Origin of the sequence: Polaromonas sp., assembly GCF_043778355.1 — a bacterium.
Classification (GTDB): Bacteria; Pseudomonadota; Gammaproteobacteria; order Burkholderiales; family Burkholderiaceae_C; genus Polaromonas.
On sequence record NZ_JAYWHI010000030.1, the window covers coordinates 13032 to 30262 of the forward strand.

15 protein-coding genes and 1 pseudogene are annotated in these 17231 nt (G+C 61.9%); 12 read left to right on the forward strand and 4 right to left on the reverse strand.

The window, feature by feature from the left end; all coding sequences use genetic code 11:
* Positions 1-263: 263 nt before the first annotated feature.
* The 7 genes and pseudogenes from ACH2CW_RS04755 (at position 264) to ACH2CW_RS04785 (ending at position 8934) form a co-directional block, all read left to right on the forward strand.
* Complete coding sequence (locus ACH2CW_RS04755; RefSeq protein WP_395055696.1) at positions 264-635, forward strand: RNA recognition motif domain-containing protein; 372 nt, start codon at positions 264-266, stop codon at positions 633-635.
* 822 nt (positions 636-1457) lie between these two features.
* Complete coding sequence (locus tag ACH2CW_RS04760; RefSeq protein ID WP_395055697.1) at positions 1458-3404, forward strand: PhoX family protein; 1947 nt, start codon at positions 1458-1460, stop codon at positions 3402-3404.
* Between the two features lie 81 nt (positions 3405-3485).
* Complete coding sequence (locus tag ACH2CW_RS04765) at positions 3486-4340, forward strand: GNAT family N-acetyltransferase (protein ID WP_395055698.1); 855 nt, start codon at positions 3486-3488, stop codon at positions 4338-4340.
* Positions 4340-5203: a UDP-2,3-diacylglucosamine diphosphatase gene (locus ACH2CW_RS04770; protein WP_395055699.1), complete on the forward strand. Its 864-nt coding sequence runs from the start codon at positions 4340-4342 to the stop codon at positions 5201-5203. Before ACH2CW_RS04765 ends, ACH2CW_RS04770 begins: the two co-directional genes overlap by 1 nt.
* A gap of 7 nt (positions 5204-5210) precedes the next feature.
* Positions 5211-6268, forward strand: a pseudogene (locus ACH2CW_RS04775) (glycosyltransferase family 4 protein).
* Positions 6269-6358: 90 nt separating this feature from the next.
* The gene (ppk1, locus tag ACH2CW_RS04780) at positions 6359-8461 is read left to right on the forward strand and encodes a polyphosphate kinase 1 (RefSeq protein WP_395055700.1); all 2103 of its coding nucleotides are present in this window, start codon (positions 6359-6361) and stop codon (positions 8459-8461) included.
* On the forward strand, positions 8461-8934 hold the full coding sequence (locus tag ACH2CW_RS04785; protein ID WP_395055701.1) for a SixA phosphatase family protein: 474 nt from the start codon (positions 8461-8463) through the stop codon (positions 8932-8934). The genes ppk1 and ACH2CW_RS04785 overlap by 1 nt, the downstream gene beginning before the upstream one ends.
* 18 nt (positions 8935-8952) lie before the next feature.
* On the opposite strand, the gene ACH2CW_RS04790 is transcribed toward ACH2CW_RS04785, so the two are convergent.
* From ACH2CW_RS04790 to ACH2CW_RS04805, 4 genes are all read right to left on the reverse strand, one after another.
* Complete coding sequence (locus ACH2CW_RS04790) at positions 8953-9360, reverse strand: hypothetical protein (RefSeq protein ID WP_395055702.1); 408 nt, start codon at positions 9358-9360, stop codon at positions 8953-8955.
* Positions 9361-9432: 72 nt separating this feature from the next.
* Positions 9433-10929: an exopolyphosphatase gene (locus ACH2CW_RS04795; protein ID WP_395055703.1), complete on the reverse strand. Its 1497-nt coding sequence runs from the start codon at positions 10927-10929 to the stop codon at positions 9433-9435.
* Between the two features lie 150 nt (positions 10930-11079).
* Positions 11080-12168 carry an ABC transporter substrate-binding protein gene (locus ACH2CW_RS04800; protein ID WP_395055704.1) on the reverse strand — a complete coding sequence of 363 codons (1089 nt, stop codon included), beginning with the start codon at positions 12166-12168 and terminating at the stop codon, positions 11080-11082.
* Positions 12169-12381: 213 nt separating this feature from the next.
* A complete protein-coding gene (locus ACH2CW_RS04805; RefSeq protein ID WP_395055705.1) occupies positions 12382-12864 on the reverse strand; it encodes a fasciclin domain-containing protein in 483 nt (160 codons plus the stop codon).
* A gap of 176 nt (positions 12865-13040) precedes the next feature.
* Between ACH2CW_RS04805 and pstS the strand changes: the two genes are divergently transcribed.
* The 5 genes from pstS to ACH2CW_RS04830 all read left to right on the forward strand — a co-directional run.
* Positions 13041-14084 carry a phosphate ABC transporter substrate-binding protein PstS gene (gene pstS / locus ACH2CW_RS04810; protein ID WP_395055706.1) on the forward strand — a complete coding sequence of 348 codons (1044 nt, stop codon included), beginning with the start codon at positions 13041-13043 and terminating at the stop codon, positions 14082-14084.
* Between the two features lie 117 nt (positions 14085-14201).
* Positions 14202-15167, forward strand: a complete 966-nt coding sequence (pstC, locus tag ACH2CW_RS04815; protein ID WP_395055707.1) for a phosphate ABC transporter permease PstC — start codon at positions 14202-14204, stop codon at positions 15165-15167.
* Positions 15164-16039, forward strand: a complete 876-nt coding sequence (pstA, locus tag ACH2CW_RS04820; RefSeq protein ID WP_395055708.1) for a phosphate ABC transporter permease PstA — start codon at positions 15164-15166, stop codon at positions 16037-16039. Before pstC ends, pstA begins: the two co-directional genes overlap by 4 nt.
* An 11-nt stretch (positions 16040-16050) precedes the next feature.
* Entirely contained in the window at positions 16051-16833 is a 783-nt protein-coding gene (gene pstB / locus ACH2CW_RS04825; protein ID WP_395055709.1) for a phosphate ABC transporter ATP-binding protein PstB, read from the forward strand.
* Positions 16834-16846: 13 nt separating this feature from the next.
* The coding region (locus tag ACH2CW_RS04830; RefSeq protein ID WP_395055710.1) for a PhoU domain-containing protein at positions 16847-17231 on the forward strand (385 nt) is incomplete at its 3' end.

A 17231-nucleotide genomic window follows, 5' to 3' on the forward strand; every position in this document is an offset into this window, starting at 1 on the left:
GCATGGTGTGCTACCCAATTCATAGCACTTCAGCGAACCGGACGGCCTGCGCGAGGTGGCGCCGGCGAGCTGACTGTGTTTATCTTGCCCTTTTTGTAAAAGTAATGTAGTGCCAACGCAATTCATGCAGCATAATCAGGGGGTGCGTGTCAAAACGTCCGCACAAGTTAGGTGATCGGTCAGTTTCGCGCGCTACGGCGGTTTGTTTTGTTGTGCTTTCGGGACCCCATCGCTTTTGTTTTATGTATTTTTGAGGAGTCCCCATGGGCAATAAACTTTACGTCGGCAACCTGCCATACACGGTTCGTGACGAAGACCTGCAACAATCTTTCGGCCAGTACGGCTCTGTCACCAGCGCCAAAGTCATGATGGAACGTGACACCGGTCGCTCCAAAGGTTTCGGCTTTGTCGAAATGGGCAACGATGCCGAAGCTCAAGCCGCAATCGCCGGCATGAACGGCCAGTCCCTCGGCGGTCGCAGCATCACTGTGAACGAAGCCCGTCCGATGGAAGCACGTCCTCCACGTAGCGGCGGCTTCGGCGGCGGTGGTGGTGGCGGCGGTTACGGCGGTGGCGATCGTTCCGGCGGTGGCGGCTACGGCGGCGGCGGCGGCGGTGGTCGCGGCGGCTACTAAGCCCTGCAACCCAGCGGTCTCAGCCTTGTGCTGAGACAAAGCCAAAAAGGCTTCAGAACTTCGGTTCCGAAGCCTTTTTTGTTTGTGGCGCTGAACAGGTCATTCCGGGCTTGATCCGGGATCCATGCAGGCGATCCTCCGACCGTTCGGGCTGAGCCTGTCGAAGCCGTCTTGCTTCAATCTTTTTGGGCATGCCCGCGACCGTTGGCCGGGGGTTGCCCGGCGGCAACTCACTTTCTTTTTGCGTCGCCAAAAAGAAAGTAAGCAAAGAAAAAGGCGACCCGATGGTCCGGGTCCCTCCGCTTCGCTGCGGGCAACCTGCGGTGCTCGGTAAAAGCGGGGTCTCGCTCGAACTCGGCTAGCGCCTCAGACAATCGCGAGCCCTGATCCGCTTTTGCCTGCGCTCCTCGGCCCAGCCCGACGGGTGGATAAGAAGACCATTCCGGAGAGAAATCCGGAGTCCTTGAAGCCCAAAGCGCTTCAAGGATGGGACTCCCAGCAGACCGTCATGTTTGCACGCGAGCGCAGCGCACGCGGCCAAATGAGGCCCCCTTCTCTCGCCCCGCGGGGCGAGGGACGGGCCAGGGTTGGGAGTGGGGAGTCGCGCCTACTGTCCAAAGGCGAACCGGGGACGCAGCGTGATGCCGAATTCTCAATAAAAATCGCCTCCAGCCCATATCCGGCAAGCGCAAGCAGCTATTTATTCAATAGCAAATAGGCGGTATGGGTGGTTGTCATCAAACCGCCATCAAACCGACATGAACACGTCACCCCCGGATTCCAGAATCTCCGCATCTACTAAAACACGATGGGAAGCAATTCATGGGTCAAGGGTTTGGCAAGGCTTACGAGCCGGAAAACGGCGTCAACGCGGCGGGAAATCCGTCCATCCATGAGGTAGACGGCGGGCGCCGCCATGTGCTGCGCTGCACCTCGGCAGCCGTCGCGCTGCTGATGGGTTCGCACACCCTGACCGGCCACGCCGCCACGTCCGCCAAGGGCAAACCACTGGGCTTCACAGGCGTGCCGGTCTCCAGCGCCGATGTACTGGTGGTACCACCTGAATATGAAGCGCAGGTTCTGTACCGCTGGGGTGACGCCACTGGCATCGCCGGTACGGCGGCTCCGGCCTTCGCGGCGGATGCCTCCAACAGTGTGCAGGAGCAACTGCTGCAGGCGGGCATGCACCACGACGGTATGGAGTATTTCCCGCTCGACAAAAACCCGCGCCACGGGCTGCTGGCCATCAACCACGAATACACCGACGATGGTTTGCTGCACAGCGACGGCATGAAAACCTGGACGGCCGACAAGGTGCGCAAGTCGCAGGCAGCGCACGGCGTCAGCATCATCGAGGTGGTCGAGCGCGGCGGTGTCTGGCGCGTGATGCCCAATTCGCGTTATGCGCGTCGCATCACGGCAACCACGCCCATGGCCTTCAGCGGTCCGGCGGCCGGACATGCCCTGCTCAAGACGGCGGCCGACCCGGAAGGCGTTCGCCCGCTCGGCACGTTGAACAATTGCGCGGCCGGCCAGACCCCCTGGGGCACCTTCCTGACCTGCGAGGAAAACTGGAACGGCTACTTCTCGGCCCAGGACAAGCCCACGCCCGACGAGCTGCGTTACGGCCTGCGCAGCAAGGGCTTCGGCTACCGCTGGCACGAGTTTGACGAGCGCTTCGATGCGGTGAAAACCCCCAACGAACAAAACCGTTTCGGCTGGGTGGTTGAGATTGATCCGCAGGACCCGACCCAGACCCCGGTCAAGCGCACCGCGCTGGGTCGCATCAAACACGAGGGCGCGACCACCACCCTGAGCCGGGACGGGCGCGCTGTCGTTTACATGGGCGACGACGAGCGCTTTGAATATGTCTACAAGTTTGTCAGCCGGGACAAGGTCAAGTCCGGCGGCTACCGCGCCAACCGCGAGCTGCTGGACCACGGCACGCTGTACGTCGCGCGTTTTGATGCTCAGGGCTACGGCCGCTGGTTACCTCTGGTTCATGGCGAAGACGGCTTGACCGCCGCCGCCGGCTTTGCCAGCCAGGCCGAGGTGGTCATCAAGTGCCGGCAGGCCGCCGATGCCGTCGGCGCCACAAAAATGGACCGTCCCGAGTGGGTGGCGGTACACCCGAACACCGGGGAGGTCTTCCTGACACTGACCAACAACAGCGCGCGCGGTCAGGGCGGTCGCATGGCCGATGCCTCCAACCCGCGCAACGACAACATCATGGGCCACATCATCCGCTGGCGCGAAGGCAAGGGGCAGGGCGGCTCTGGCGCGTTTGACGGCGACGCCAGCGCGACCGAGTTTCGCTGGATGCACTTCGCACTGGCGGGCGACCCGAATGCCGGCAAGGCCGAGTACCGCGGCAGCATCAAGGGCGACATGTACGGCAGCCCCGACGGCCTGCAGTTCGACGCCGGCGGCCTGCTCTGGATCCAGACCGACGTGTCCACCTCGGCCATGCACAAGGGCGCTTACGCGAACATGGGCAACAACATGATGTTGTGCGCCGATCCGGCCACTGGCGAGACCAAGCGTTTTCTGACCGGTCCGGCCGGTTGCGAAATCACCGGCGTGACCTTCACGCCAGACCGCCGCGCCGTCTTCATCAACATCCAGCATCCCGGCGAAACCGCCAGTGAACGCGGCGACCCGGCCCAACCCAAGGCGGTCAGCCACTGGCCCGACGGGCCCACCGGCGGCCGGCCGCGTTCGGCCACCGTTGTGATCCGCCGCAAGGATGGCGGCACGGTCGGTACCTGATATGAGATTGACATAGCCCCGACCCCGGGGCTTTTTTACAGCGTTTTAACCTGGTTCATCGAAAGACAACAAGGAGTCATCATGAAAGAACTGCCGAACCCCACGTTTGCACTGTCGCCGGTCGCCCCGGCGCATTTTTCACGGGGGTTACTTCATCAAAGCTCTCATGCACCCCTTCCAGCCACTGTTCAAAGGTCTGCCGTGGGGAAAATCCAGGTCGGCTGGGCCAGGCACCAAGACGAGGTCCGGCAGGCACAGCGCCTGAGGTACCAGGTCTTCGCGACCGAAATGGGCGCCAGGCTGTCTGGCGTGTTGCCCGGCCATGACATCGACATCTTTGATGACTTTTGCGAACACCTGCTGGTGCGCGACGAGGCCAGCCAGGAAGTCATAGGCACCTACCGCGTGCTGACACCGGCGCAGGCCAAACGCGCAGGCAGCACCTACAGCGACACCGAGTTCGATCTGACCCGCCTGCGCTTTTTGCGCCCGCGCATGGTCGAGCTGGGCCGAAGCTGCGTGCATGCCGACCACCGTCATGGCGGCGTGATTCTGGCGCTGTGGGGCGCGCTGGCCGAATTCATGGCGCGCAACCAGCTCGACACCATGATCGGATGCGCCAGCATTCCGATGCAGCACAACGGTGCATCACCGGGCCAGGCCGCAGCCAGCATCTGGCGGCAGGTTCGGCAAACCCATCTGGCGTCCATCGAATACCACGTGACGCCGCGCCTGCCGCTGCCGGTCGAGCGCCTGGATGATTCTCTGGACGTCGAGCCGCCGGCACTGATCAAGGGTTACCTGCGCCTGGGTGCCAAGGTGCTGGGCGCGCCGGCCTGGGACCCCGACTTCAACTCGGCCGACCTGCCGATGATGATGCGCATCGCCGATCTGCCGACGCGTTATCGCAAACATTTCTCCAGCAAGGGGGACTGATGCGCTCGCTGTTCGACAAGCTCGGCCCGCTGAATCACGGCTTGCCGCCTGATGACGCCGACGACCATGACGAGTTGGCGCTGCGCAAGCGTTATCGCTGCATCTTCATCTCCGACCTGCACCTGGGCACGCCCGGCTGCCAGGCCGCAGCCCTCCTGGATTTCCTGAAGGCCCATCCCAGCGACTACCTCTATCTGGTGGGTGACATCGTCGATGGCTGGCAATTGCGGCGCAAATGGTACTGGCCGCAGTCGCACAACGACGTGGTGCAAAAGCTGCTCAAACGCGCCCGCAAGGGCTGCCGCGTGATTTATGTGCCGGGCAACCACGACGAGTTTGCGCGTGAATTCATCGGCCACCAGTTTGGTGGCATCGAGGTGCTCGACGAAGCGGTGCACATCACGGCGGACGGCCGCAGGCTCTGGGTGGTGCATGGTGACTACTTCGATGCCGTGGTGCAGTGCGCCAAATGGCTGGCTTATGTGGGGGACAACCTGTATGAGTTCACGCTCAAGCTCAATCGCCATCTGAACAGCCTGCGCGCGCGGTTGGGCCTGCCTTACTGGTCCCTGTCTGCGTACCTCAAGCAAAAGGTCAAAAGCGCGCTGAACTACGTGACCGATTTTGAGGTGGCCGTGGCCAACGAGGCGCGCCGCCGAGGCCACCAGGGCGTGGTCTGCGGTCATATCCACCGCGCCGAGATGCGTGACATCAACGGCGTGTTGTACTGCAACGATGGCGACTGGGTTGAAAGCCGAACCGCGCTGGTCGAGCACTACGACGGCACGCTGGAGCTGCTGCACTGGGCGCCGTCCCATGAAACCCAGGGCCGGGGGCATGTGGCCGCGCCGGTCACCGCGTGAGGCCGCCATGAAAATTGCGCTGATTACCGACGCCTGGAAGCCGCAGATCAACGGCGTGGTCACCACGCTGGTCGAGCTGGTGCTGGAACTCGAAAAACTCGGCCACCAGGTCGAGGTGATCCACCCCGGCCTGTTCAGGACCCGGCCCTGCCCGGGTTATGCCGGCATCGATCTGGCGATCCGGCCCAAAGCCTTGCTGAGCCAGAAGCTGGACGCGCTACAGCCCGATGCCATTCACGTCGCCACCGAGGGCCCGTTGGGCTGGGCGGCGCGCGGATATTGCCTCCGGCACGGCCTGCGTTTCACACCAAGTTTCCGGAAATTCTGAACGCCGCCTTGAAAATCCCGCTGTCCTGGGGTTATGCGCTGTTTCGGCACTTCCACCGGGCCTCGTCAGGCGTGATGGTTCCAACCAACGGCGTGCTCCGCATGCTGGAGCAGCGCGGATTTCGCAAGCTGCGCAGTTGGACGCATGGCGTGGACACCCGCTTGTTTGCCTTTCACCCGCAGCCGCGCCTGTATCCGCCGCTAGGTACGCTGCCCAGGCCGGTGTCCCTGTTTGTCGGCCGGGTGTCGTATGAAAAAAATATCGACGCCTTTCTCAAACTCGACCTGCCCGGCACCAAGCTGGTCTGCGGTGTCGGGCCGCTGGAAGCATCGCTGAAGGAGCGCTACCCCGGAGTGCGCTGGCTGGGTGTGTTGCCGCGCGACGTGCTGGCTGGTGTTTATGCCGCAGCCGATGTGTTTGTTTTTCCGAGCAAGTCCGAAACCTTTGGACTGGTGATGCTGGAAGCCATGGCCAGCGGCACGCCGGTTGCCGCATTTCCGGTGGACGGGCCGTTGGAGGTGCTGGGGACGCAGGACGGCGCTTGTCACGGCGGCGTCATGCACGCTGATCTGAAGCAGGCCTGCGACGGCGCGTTGACTGTTCCGCGTCATGAAGCGCGTGCACGCGCGCTTGATTTCAGCTGGGCGCATGCGACCCGCTTGTTTGAAAGCCACCTGGTGCCAGCGCATGAAAAGGCCCATGCCAGGGTGATGGCTGCAGATGCCCTGACGGGATAAGGGCTATGCCACATTCTTGTCACACGTTTGTCATCTGGATAGACAACACTGGCAACATGTCAGTTTGATTACAGAAATTACGCAACCCGCATGTCCCATTCCACCGTCTTGCCCGCGCCCGTCGCTCCTGCCGCCCTGAAGTTTCTGGACCGCGACCACAGCATTCTTGCTTTCAACGAGCGGGTGCTGGACTGGGCCAAACGCGCCGATGTTCCCCTGCTTGAGCGCCTGCGGTTTTTATGCATCGTATCGTCCAATCTCGACGAGTTTTTTGAGGTGCGCGCAGCGTTGCACCTGACGGCGGCCCAGGCCAACGAGCACAAGGGCGCTTACACAGCGGCTTCCTTTGAGGCCCTGGCTGGGGCTGCGCATGACATGGTGGCGCGGCAGTACGCCTTGTACAACGACGAGTTGATGCCTCTGTTTGAAAAGCAGGGCATCCGCATCGTGTCGCATGGCGACCGCAACACCGCGCAAAGGCAGTGGGTGCAGGCCTACTTTGAGCGCGAGGTCAGGCCACTGCTGATTCCGGTCGGGCTGGACCCGTCGCACCCGTTTCCGCAAGTGGCCAACAAGTCGCTTAATTTCATCGTCCGGCTCGGGGGTCACGACGCTTTTGGCCGCGAGAACGACATCGCCATCGTCAAGGTGCCGCGGGTCTTGCCGCGCCTGATCCGCATGCCCGACAAGGTCTCGGGAAAATACACCTGTTTTGTGTCGCTCTCCAGCGTGATCCGTGCGCACCTGAACGAGCTTTTTCCCGGCCGGGAGGTGGGGCAATTTTCGCAATTCCGTGTGACGCGGCATTCCGACCTGGCGGTCGACGAGGACGACGTGAAAAATCTTCGTACAGCACTGCGCCTGGGTCTGGAACAACGCCACTACGGCCAGGCGGTACGGCTGGAGGTGTCCGCCGGCTGTTCCAAACACCTGTCGGACTTTTTGCTCGGCCAGTTCAACCTGCCGGAAGCGTCGCTGTACCGCGTGCATGGGCCGGTCAACCTGGTGCGTCTGACCCAGCTGGTGGACCTGGTCAATGACCCGCGCCTGCTGTTTCCGCCGCACAAGGGTTGTTACCCGACGCAACTGGTGCCGGGCGAGTCCTTTTTCGAGCGGCTCAAACGCGGCGATGTGTCCATTCATCAGCCCTTTGAGAGTTTTGACGGTGTGCTCGACTTCCTGCGCGAGGCGGTCAATGACCCGCAGGTGCTGGCGATCAAACAGACGATTTACCGCACCGGTACCGACTCTGAAATGATGGTGCTGCTGCGCGAGGCGGTGCGGCGCGGCAAGGAAGTCATGGTGGTGCTGGAGCTCAAGGCGCGTTTTGACGAAGAAGCCAACATCAACTGGGCCGAGATGCTGGAGTCCATCGGCGCGCAGGTGGTGTACGGCGTGGTCGGCCTGAAGACCCACGCCAAGATGCTGCTGGTAACGCGGCGCGAAGGCCAGCAACTCAAGCGTTACGCCCACCTGTCTACCGGCAACTACAACCCCAAGACAGCCCGCTTGTACACCGACATCAGCTACCTGACGGCCGACCCGGCACTCACCGCCGACATCGACAATGTCTTTGTGCACCTGGCCAGCCAGAGCAAGTTGCCCAAGCTCAACCGGCTGTGGCTGGCGCCTTTTCAGTTGCACAAAAAACTGATTGAAAGGATTGATGCGCTGGGCGAGGTTGCCGCGCAGGGCAAGGACACGCGCATCGTCGCCAAAATGAACGCGCTGACCGATGAAACGCTGATACTGGCGCTGGTGGCTGCCGGTCAGCGCGGCGTCAAGATTGACCTGGTGGTGCGCGGCGCCTGCATGCTGCCGGCGCAGGTGCCAGGCGTCACCGACAACATCCGGGTGCGATCCATCATTGGCCGCTTTCTTGAGCATTCGCGGGTCTTCTATTTCCGCTGCGATGGCGAAGAAACGCTGTATTTGTCGAGCGCCGACTGGATGAACCGCAACATGCTCAGGCGGGTCGAACTGGCCTGGTCGGTCACCGACCCGGACCTTCGACAGCGCATCATCGATGAATGCCTGGTCGCTTACCTGCACGACGGGGTCGACGCCTGGGACTTGCAGCCCGACGGCACTTACCTGCGCGTCCAGGCAACGGGGCCAGGCGCACCGCATGGGGCGCAGGCGGCCTTGATGGCACGTTATTCGGCGGGCAGGTCTGCCATGGGTGGCGCGTGATGGATCTGATTGTGTGGCGTCACGCGGAGGCCGAAGAATGGCTGCCTGATGATGCCTGCGGCGTCAGCGACCTGGAGCGCTCGCTGACCCCGCGTGGTGAAAAGCAGGCCGCACGCATGGCCGGCTGGCTGGATCGCCAGTTGCCGGAACGCACCCGCATCTTGGTCAGCCCGGCGCGCCGCTGCGAGCAAACCGCGTTGGCACTGGGACGCAAATACAAGATACGCGCCGAACTCGGCCCCGATGCGCCGCCGTCCCAGTTGCTCGAACTGGTTCAGTGGCCCGGCAACAAGCTGCCGATCCTGGTGATTGGTCACCAGCCCACACTGGGGCAGGTGATTTCGCAGTTGCTCGGTTTGCGGGAAGAAGAGTGCGCGGTCAAAAAGGGGGCGCTCTGGTGGTTGCGCCACCGAGAGCGCGAAAGTGGCGCGCAAACCGTGGTGGTCACGGTGCAGTCGCCGGAGCTGCTTTAGGGACTTGCTCAGCGCTGCCTATGCCGCAGGCCGACCGGTCTTGATGGCGGGCACGTTGTTCAGCGCTGTCAGAAAAGCGGCATCGGGCATTGCGGCCAGCGCCTTGATGCCGGCGCGCAACAATTCGCTTTTTTTGACCGGGTGAGCCAGCGCGGCGGCGCGTTGCTTGAGCTCCTCAAGCACCCCATATTCGGCCTTGGGAATGGTGAAGCTGTCGCGTACCAGCTTGGGCTTCTTGGGCTTGGCGGGTTTCTCCGCCCTGGGTGCCGGCGCTGGCTTTTTGGCGGTCAGCGTTTTACCGGCTGGCTTTGCAGGGCTGGCTGCGCGTTTTGGTGCAGGTGCGGAGAGCGGTTTTTTTGCCGCCGCTTTTTTAACGACCGTACCGGGTTGTTTCCGGGTGACAGGTTTCTTTTTTGCAGTGGCCATGACTCGGTTCCTTTTGTATAAACAGTTTATATAGTTTATACCGCTCGCATCTGCAACGTCAAACGGCCAGCGTCACGGGCTGGGCACGATCAAGGTCCATGGCGTTTTTTGCCAGGCCAGCACCTCTTCTCGCAGCAAATGCGCCGACTGTGGATAGGCGCTTGCCCAGCCGGCGCGGCAGCCCAGCACAAACCGGTGAATACCGGCCGCCGCTTCGATTTGCATGCCTTTGAGGTCAGGCTCACGGCGCGCATGGCACAGGATCACGGCCAAGCGCAGGCACAGCAGCTGCTGCACGAACACCGGGTCTTCAAAATCGGCTTCAAGCTTGCGCAGTTTGCCGCGGTGGCCCAGCACCAGCAGGCTCAGCCGGTGCAGTTCGGGCTGGGCGAAGCCGGGGGCGTCGGCGTTGTCGAGAATGTAGGCGCCATGTTTGTGGTAGTCGCTGTGCGAGATATGGCTGCCAATTTCATGCAACTGCGCGGCCCAGTCGAGCTTGCGCTGAAAGCGCGCCAACTCTGGCGGGGGCAGGCCACCGTTGGCCTGTTGAAACAACAGTCGGGCTGTTTTGCTGACGCGCTGGGCCTGGGCCGCATCGACCTCGAATTTGCGGGCCAGCCGCTGCACCGTGGTCGATCGCAGGTCGGTGGTGTCCTGCTCACGATCCAGCAAGTCGTACAACACGCCATGGCGCAAGGCACCCTGCGCTGCCTGCATCTGCGTGATGCCGAGCAAATCAAACACCGCCCTGAGCACGCTGATGCCACCACCGATCACGGCACGCCGGTCGTCTTTCATGCCGTCGAGCTTGAGCCGGTCGGCGCTTTGGGTCTTGAGCAACCGGTCCAGCAGCCAGTCCAGACCTTCCCGTGTCACCAGCCCTTGCGGCCAGCCTGCGGCGCCTAACACGTCGGCGACGGCGCCCACGGTGCCGGATGAGCCGTAGGCGATGTCCCAACTCCCGGCCGGATAGAGGTTGAGTGCTTCGTCAAGTACCGCCTTGGCAGCGACCTCGGCCGCTGCGAAGGCGCGGGCATTGAACTGACCGTCGGGAAAATACTTGATGGACCAAGCCACGCTGCCAACCCGGTAGGACTCCATGACCAGCGCGTCCAGGTCCTGACCCAAAATCATTTCGGTGGAACGCCCACCGATGTCGATGACGAGCCGACGCTCCCTGGACTGCGGCAGCATGTGGGCCACGCCCTGGTAAATCAGGCGGGCTTCCTCGCGGCCGGATATCACGTCGATGGGAAAACCCAGCATCGGGAGCGCGCCTGCCAGGAATTCTTCGCGATTGCGGGCCTCGCGCAGCGTCTGCGTGGCCACCGCACGCACCTCGCTTTTTTTGAAACCGGCCAGACGCTCCCCGAAACGCGCCAGGCAGTCCCAGCCACGCTGCATCGCTTCGGGCGTCAGGTTGCGGTCACCGTCCAGGCCATTGCCCTGGCGCACGGTTTCCTTGAGGTATTCGGTGCGGAGAATCCGCCCGTTGTCGAGGCGACCTATTTCAAGGCGAAAGCTGTTGGACCCGAGGTCTACCGCAGCGAGGCGAGTTCCATTTTGCATGTGAGAGCGGCAGTTGAGGGCACGGCCAGCATAGCATTCACGTCAGGGGCGGTCGCCGAGCGCCGCCGTGCGCCGCGCAGGGCCGCCCCAAGCAAGCACAGCCCCCTCGGGGGGCAGCGCAGCACACGCAGTGGCAAGCGTGGGGGCTACTCATCCGATCAGCCGACCGTCCGCCGTCATCATGCTCTGCGTGACGTAGGTGTTACTGCGCCGCTGCGGGTTGAAGCGGACCAGAAATCCGCCGACGTCGACCTTGGAGCGGCGCTGGAAGGCTGCGAGCACGCTTTGGCGGGTCGGCGTGCCATCGACCTCCGCCAGCACATCCATGGTGTAACGCGCGGCGATGTAGCCCGCCAGACTCAGGGAGGTGGGGGGTTCGTCGAACAGGCGGGCCAGGGTTTCACGGTAGGCGCGCACGACCGGCAGGCTGGCGTTGACCAGAGGCACGGGCTGGGTCGCGATCACCGGCGTGTTGCGGGCGGCGCCCATTTGCAGCATGGTCTGCAGGTTGACGTCGGCCAGGGCCACGATGTAACGCTGGCGCGCCTGTTTCTCCAGCCCCTGCGTGAACTCTGCCAGCTCGGGTGTGCCGCCGACAAACAACAGCACGGCTGGCGTGCGCGGCGTCAGTTGCTGGCCGATGGCGCGCAGGTTGTCGGCACCTCGAAATGACTCCAGCCTGAGCTTCATGCCGCTGGCAATGCGCTCGACCTCGCGATGGTAGGCCGTATGGTCCTGCGGCGTGGCGTACACGGCACCCAGCTCCTGCAGGCCCATGACAGACAGGGTCTTCAGGGCGTAGGCGATCTGCTCCTGCCGCGCGGCAAAGATCGGGAAAGTCTGTTCATCGATGTCCAGGCTGGAATTTTGCAGCCAGGGGGCGGCGTGAGCCAGACCCAGATTGTCCTTTTGCAACTGCGCGACCACCTGGCCCGCCATCTGGTCGCCCACGCTCCCGGACAACACCACGCAATTGGGGATGTCACGCACGGTAGCCAGCGCCTTTTGCACACTGGCCGGCGTTCCGTCGGTTTCAAGTGCCAGGTGTTCCACGCGGCGCCCGCGGATGCCGCCACGGGCATTGATGTCCTGCCAGGCTGCGCGTGAACCGATCAAAAAATCCTTGGACACGTCCTGCTGGACCAGCGAGTAGTCCACCAATTGCGCGACGACCAAGCTGCGGGAGGCTGCCGAACGGTTTGTTTGTGTGAAGCCGGGCAGGGCGGTGGTCGCTGCCATCAAGGCTGCGCCCTGGAGGAGGCGGCGACGGGTTGGCGGAGTGTTGCGTGGGAGCATGGTTGTCCATGGCGTAGCCTGACTGGCTTCGCCTGTCCTGGTAAATTGCTATTAAATGAGTAGCTGACTACGCTTGCTGCGTATGGGCTGGAGCCCCAAAAAGGGCTTGAAAGAACGGCTGCGGGCGCAAAATCGGCCCGCAGCGCCTCTGGCGGCTTATTTTTTGGCTGGCGGGATCATCACGCGGTCCACCGTGTGGATCACGCCATTGGTCGCCGCGATATTGGCGCTTTGCACCATGCCGTCTTCCACGGTGACGAAATCACCGGCCTTGGCAACAGCCAGGCTGGCACCGTTGACGGTTTTCACCGGGCCGGCCTTGATGTCGGCAGAGACCATTTTTCCGGGAACGACGTGAAAGGCCAGCAAATCCTTGAGCATGGCCGGATCTTTTGCCAGTGCGTCCATGGTTTTTTGCGGAACCGCCTTGAAAGCCTCATTGGTGGGCGCAAACACGGTGAACGGGCCAGCGCCCTGCAAGGTCGGTGCGAGTCCGGCCTGAACCACCAGACCGTTGAGCGTGCTCAGCGAGGGATTGGCGGCAAGCGTGTCAGCCACGGTTTTGGGGCCCGACATGCTGGCGCAAGCCGAGACGAGTGCGACGGAAGCCACTGCAAACAAGGTACGACGGGAAAACATATGCTCACTCCTGGGTTGATAGACAGGCCAGAGCGTAGGCAACTTGTGTGACAACTGCGTGACGCTCCAGCCAATCACGCTGGGTAATCCGGTGTGGGTTGTTGTCATGCCGCTGTCACAAAAGCTTCTTACAGTCCTTTCATCTGTCCACTTTCCTTAACTCAAGAGGTATACGAATGAAGCTGAACTTCAAAGCAACGATGGCTGGCATGGTGGCCCTGGCGGCCTTGTCTGTAACTGCTGTGGCCAATGCCCAGGACGTGACTGGCGCCGGCGCATCTTTCCCCGCACCGGTGTATGCCAAGTGGGCGGACGCCTATAACAAGGCTACGGGTGTTCGTATCAACTACCAGTCGGTTGGCTCGGGTGCTGGCATGCGCCAGATTCGCGGTAAAACGGTTGACTTTGGTGCTTCCGATGCGCCGCTGACCGACGCCGAGCTGGCCAAGGACGGCCTGCTGCAGTTCCCGACCGTCATTGGTGGCGTGGTGCCTGTGGTCAACATCAAGGGTATTGCTGCCGGCCAGATCAAGCTGACCGGCGCCGTGCTCGGTGACATTTATCTGGGCAAGATTGTCAAGTGGAATGACGCGGCCATCACCGCGCTGAACCCTGGCGTGCCGCTGCCGGATGCTGCCATTGCCGTTGTACGCCGCGCTGACGGCTCCGGAACCACCTTCCTGTTCACCAACTACCTGTCCAAGGTCAATCCTGAGTGGAAATCCAAGGTGGGCGAGGGCACGGCGGTGAACTGGCCGACCGGCGCCGGTGGCAAGGGCAATGAGGGTGTCTCCGCCTTCGTGCAGCGCCTGCCGAACTCGATCGGTTATGTGGAATACGCCTACGCCAAGCAAAACAAGCAGACCCACGTTGCGATGCGTAACGCCTCGGGCGCCTATGTGCAACCCAGTGACACCGCCTTCAAGGCAGCGGCTGCTGGCGCAGAGTGGGCCAAGTCCTTCTACCAGGTACTGACCGAGCAGCCCGGCAAGGATTCATGGCCCATCACTGGCGCTACTTTCATCATGATGCACGCCAAGCAGGACAAGCCTGCCCAGGCGACCCAGGCGCTGAAGTTCTTTGACTGGGCCTACAGCGGCGGTGACAAGATGGCCGACGACCTCGATTACGTGCCTATGCCTGACTCTGTCAAGAACGTGATTCGCCAGTCCTGGAGCAAGATCACCGACGGCACCGGCAAAGCAGTCGCTTTCAAATAAAAACAACCCCTTGAAAGGCGAAGCGGTGCATGCCGTTTCGCCTTTTCTGCATCCGGAGAGGAGCCTCACATGGCAGCTACACTTCCTGCAAGTCCATACAGCAGCAGAGATACCACCATGGCCGTTCCGCCCACCCCAAACCCGCGCCGGTCCAGCCGCACCGCAGACCTGATTTTTGAGTGGGCGGCCCGGCTTGCCGCGATTGCCACCTTGTTGCTGCTGGCCGCCATCATTTTGTCGCTGGTCATGGGCGCCTGGCCGGCCATCCGGGAGTACGGCCTGAGTTTCCTCTGGACCTCCGAGTGGGATCCGGTGCAGAACAAATACGGCGGCCTGGTGATGATTTACGGCACCCTGATGACTTCGCTGGTGGCGCTGGTGATCGCCGTGCCCGTCAGTTTTGGTATTGCGCTGTTTCTCACTGAGTTGTCGCCGCGCTGGCTCAAGCGCCCGCTCGGCGTGGCCATTGAACTGCTGGCCGCCGTGCCTTCGATTGTTTATGGCATGTGGGGTTTGCTGGTGTTCGGCCCCATCCTCGCCGAATATGTGCAGGCGCCTCTGCAGGCCGCCTTTGGCGACGTACCTTACCTGGGAGCGCTGTTTTCAGGTCCGCCGGTCGGTATCGGTATCCTTGCGGCCGGCATCATCCTGGCCATCATGATCATTCCCTTTATCGCGTCAGTGATGCGTGATGTGTTCGATGTCACTCCACCCATGCTCAAAGAGTCGGCGTACGCGCTGGGTGCCACCACCTGGGAAGTGGTGTTCAAGATCGTGCTGCCCTACACCAAAGCCGGCGTGATCGGCGGCATCATGCTCGGTCTGGGCCGGGCGCTGGGCGAAACCATGGCGGTAACGTTCGTGATTGGCAATTTCAACCAGCTTGATTCCTTGTCGCTGTTCCAGGCGGCCAACAGCATCACCTCGGCGCTGGCCAATGAATTTGCTGAAGCCAGTGAAGGTCTGCACCAGGCTGCGCTGATCTATCTGGGTCTGGTTTTGTTCTTCATCACTTTTGTGGTGCTGGCCTTGTCCAAGCTGTTGCTGTCTCAGCTGCAAAAAGGTGAAGGAACGCGCACATGACTACCCTGGTTTCCAACGCAGCGCAGCAGGCGCGCATGGCCAAGTTCCGCAACCGCAAGTCGCTCAATGCGGTGGCCATCACCCTGTCCATGGGGGCCATGGCTTTTGGCCTGTTCTGGTTGATGTGGATTTTGTTCGAGACGTTTCGCCTTGGCCTGGGCGGGTTGAGCCTGGCGTTGTTCACCGAGATGACACCGCCGCCCAATGCCGAAACCGGTGGCCTGGCCAATGCCATCTTCGGTTCGCTGACCATGGTGCTGCTGGCGACCGTGTTGGGCACACCCATCGGTGTGCTGGCCGGTGTCTACCTGGCCGAGTACGGTGCACACACACGGCTGGGCAAACTGACCAGCTTCATCAACGACATCCTGCTGTCTGCGCCGTCCATCGTTGTCGGGCTGTTTGTCTATGCACTGGTGGTGGCCCAGGTCAAGAGTTTTTCGGGCTGGGCCGGTGTGGTGGCGCTGGCGCTGCTGATCATCCCGGTGGTGATACGGACCACGGACAACATGCTCAGGCTGGTGCCCAACGCGCTGCGTGAAGCCGCCTATGCGCTGGGCAGCCCGAAGTGGAAAGTCATCATGGGCATCACGCTGCGTGCCGCACAGGCCGGTGTGGTGACCGGCGTGCTGCTCGCGGTGGCGCGTGTGGCCGGTGAAACCGCGCCGCTGCTGTTCACCGCACTTTCAAACCAGTTCTGGACCAGCGACCTGAGCCAGCCGATGGCCAGCTTGCCGGTAACGATTTTCAAATTTGCCATGAGTCCGTTTGAAAACTGGCAAAAACTGGCCTGGGCCGGCGTGTTGCTGATCACGCTGGGTGTGCTGGCGCTGAATATTCTCGCCCGCGTGCTGTTCAGAAATAAAAACTGAGGAAATACTCCATGCAAACATCTGCTGTGCCCCGCAACGAATCCGTCAAGATGTCAGTGCGCGACCTGAATTTTTATTATGGCAAGTTTCACGCCATCAAAAACGTCAGCCTGGACATTCCCGAGAAGAAGGTTACGGCGTTCATCGGTCCGTCCGGCTGCGGCAAGTCCACCTTGCTGCGCACCTTCAACCGCATGTACGAGTTGTACCCCGATCAGCGCGCCGAAGGCCAGGTCATGATGGGTGGCGAGAACATGATCACGTCGAAAGAAGATGTCTCGCTGATTCGCGCGCGTATCGGCATGGTGTTCCAGAAGCCGACGCCGTTTCCCATGTCGATTTACGACAACATCGCCTATGGCGTGAAGCTGTTTGAAAGCCTGAGCGCCAGCGACATGGATGAGCGCGTCGAATGGGCGCTCGGCAAGGCTGCACTCTGGAACGAGGTCAAGGACAAGCTCAACCAGAACGGCGCCAGTCTGTCGGGTGGGCAGCAGCAGCGCCTGTGCATTGCCCGCGGCATTGCGATCAAGCCCGAAGTGTTGTTGCTCGACGAACCCTGCTCGGCGCTGGACCCCTTGTCGACGGCCAAGATCGAGGAGCTGATCGCCGAACTGAAAAAAGACTACACGGTGGTCATCGTGACGCACAACATGCAGCAGGCAGCGCGGTGCAGCGACTACACCGCCTATATGTATTTGGGCGACCTGATCGAGTTTGGCGCGACGGAGGACCTGTTCTTCAAGCCCAAACGCAAGGAAACCGAAGACTACATCACTGGCCGATTCGGCTGATCAGGAGCGCACCATGCCCGAAAAACATTTGTCCACCCAGTTCGACAGCGAACTCAACGGTGTCTCTTCACGCGTGATGGAGCTCGGTGGCCTGGTCGAGTCGCAGATTCGCCTTGCGATTCACGCCTTGTCGCAATTCAGCGCCGAGACCGCCAACCAGGTGATCGAGACCGAGGCCCGCGTCAATGCGATGGAGGTCGACATCGACCGTGACCTGTCGTCCATCATTGCGCGCCGTCAGCCAACAGCGCGCGATCTGCGCCTGCTGATTGCTATTTCCAAGACCACCGCCAACCTGGAACGTGCTGGTGACGAAGCCGAAAAGATTGCCCGCATGGTCAAGTCCATCATTGAAAGCGGGTCCTCGCGTGCCTTGCCGGCCTCCGAGCTGACGGTGG

Coding starts and splice junctions, on each gene's coding strand:
- pstA (WP_395055708.1), top strand. CDS start 15,164: ATGACTACCCTGGTTTCCAACGCAGCGCAGCAGGCGCGCATGGCCAAG.
- ACH2CW_RS04770 (WP_395055699.1), top strand. CDS start 4,340: ATGCGCTCGCTGTTCGACAAGCTCGGCCCGCTGAATCACGGCTTGCCG.
- pstC (WP_395055707.1), top strand. CDS start 14,202: ATGGCCGTTCCGCCCACCCCAAACCCGCGCCGGTCCAGCCGCACCGCA.
- ACH2CW_RS04795 (WP_395055703.1), bottom strand. CDS start 10,929: ATGCAAAATGGAACTCGCCTCGCTGCGGTAGACCTCGGGTCCAACAGC.
- ACH2CW_RS04805 (WP_395055705.1), bottom strand. CDS start 12,864: ATGTTTTCCCGTCGTACCTTGTTTGCAGTGGCTTCCGTCGCACTCGTC.
- ppk1 (WP_395055700.1), top strand. CDS start 6,359: ATGTCCCATTCCACCGTCTTGCCCGCGCCCGTCGCTCCTGCCGCCCTG.
- ACH2CW_RS04755 (WP_395055696.1), top strand. CDS start 264: ATGGGCAATAAACTTTACGTCGGCAACCTGCCATACACGGTTCGTGAC.
- ACH2CW_RS04790 (WP_395055702.1), bottom strand. CDS start 9,360: ATGGCCACTGCAAAAAAGAAACCTGTCACCCGGAAACAACCCGGTACG.
- pstB (WP_395055709.1), top strand. CDS start 16,051: ATGCAAACATCTGCTGTGCCCCGCAACGAATCCGTCAAGATGTCAGTG.
- pstS (WP_395055706.1), top strand. CDS start 13,041: ATGAAGCTGAACTTCAAAGCAACGATGGCTGGCATGGTGGCCCTGGCG.
- ACH2CW_RS04785 (WP_395055701.1), top strand. CDS start 8,461: ATGGATCTGATTGTGTGGCGTCACGCGGAGGCCGAAGAATGGCTGCCT.
- ACH2CW_RS04800 (WP_395055704.1), bottom strand. CDS start 12,168: ATGGCAGCGACCACCGCCCTGCCCGGCTTCACACAAACAAACCGTTCG.
- ACH2CW_RS04765 (WP_395055698.1), top strand. CDS start 3,486: ATGAAAGAACTGCCGAACCCCACGTTTGCACTGTCGCCGGTCGCCCCG.
- ACH2CW_RS04760 (WP_395055697.1), top strand. CDS start 1,458: ATGGGTCAAGGGTTTGGCAAGGCTTACGAGCCGGAAAACGGCGTCAAC.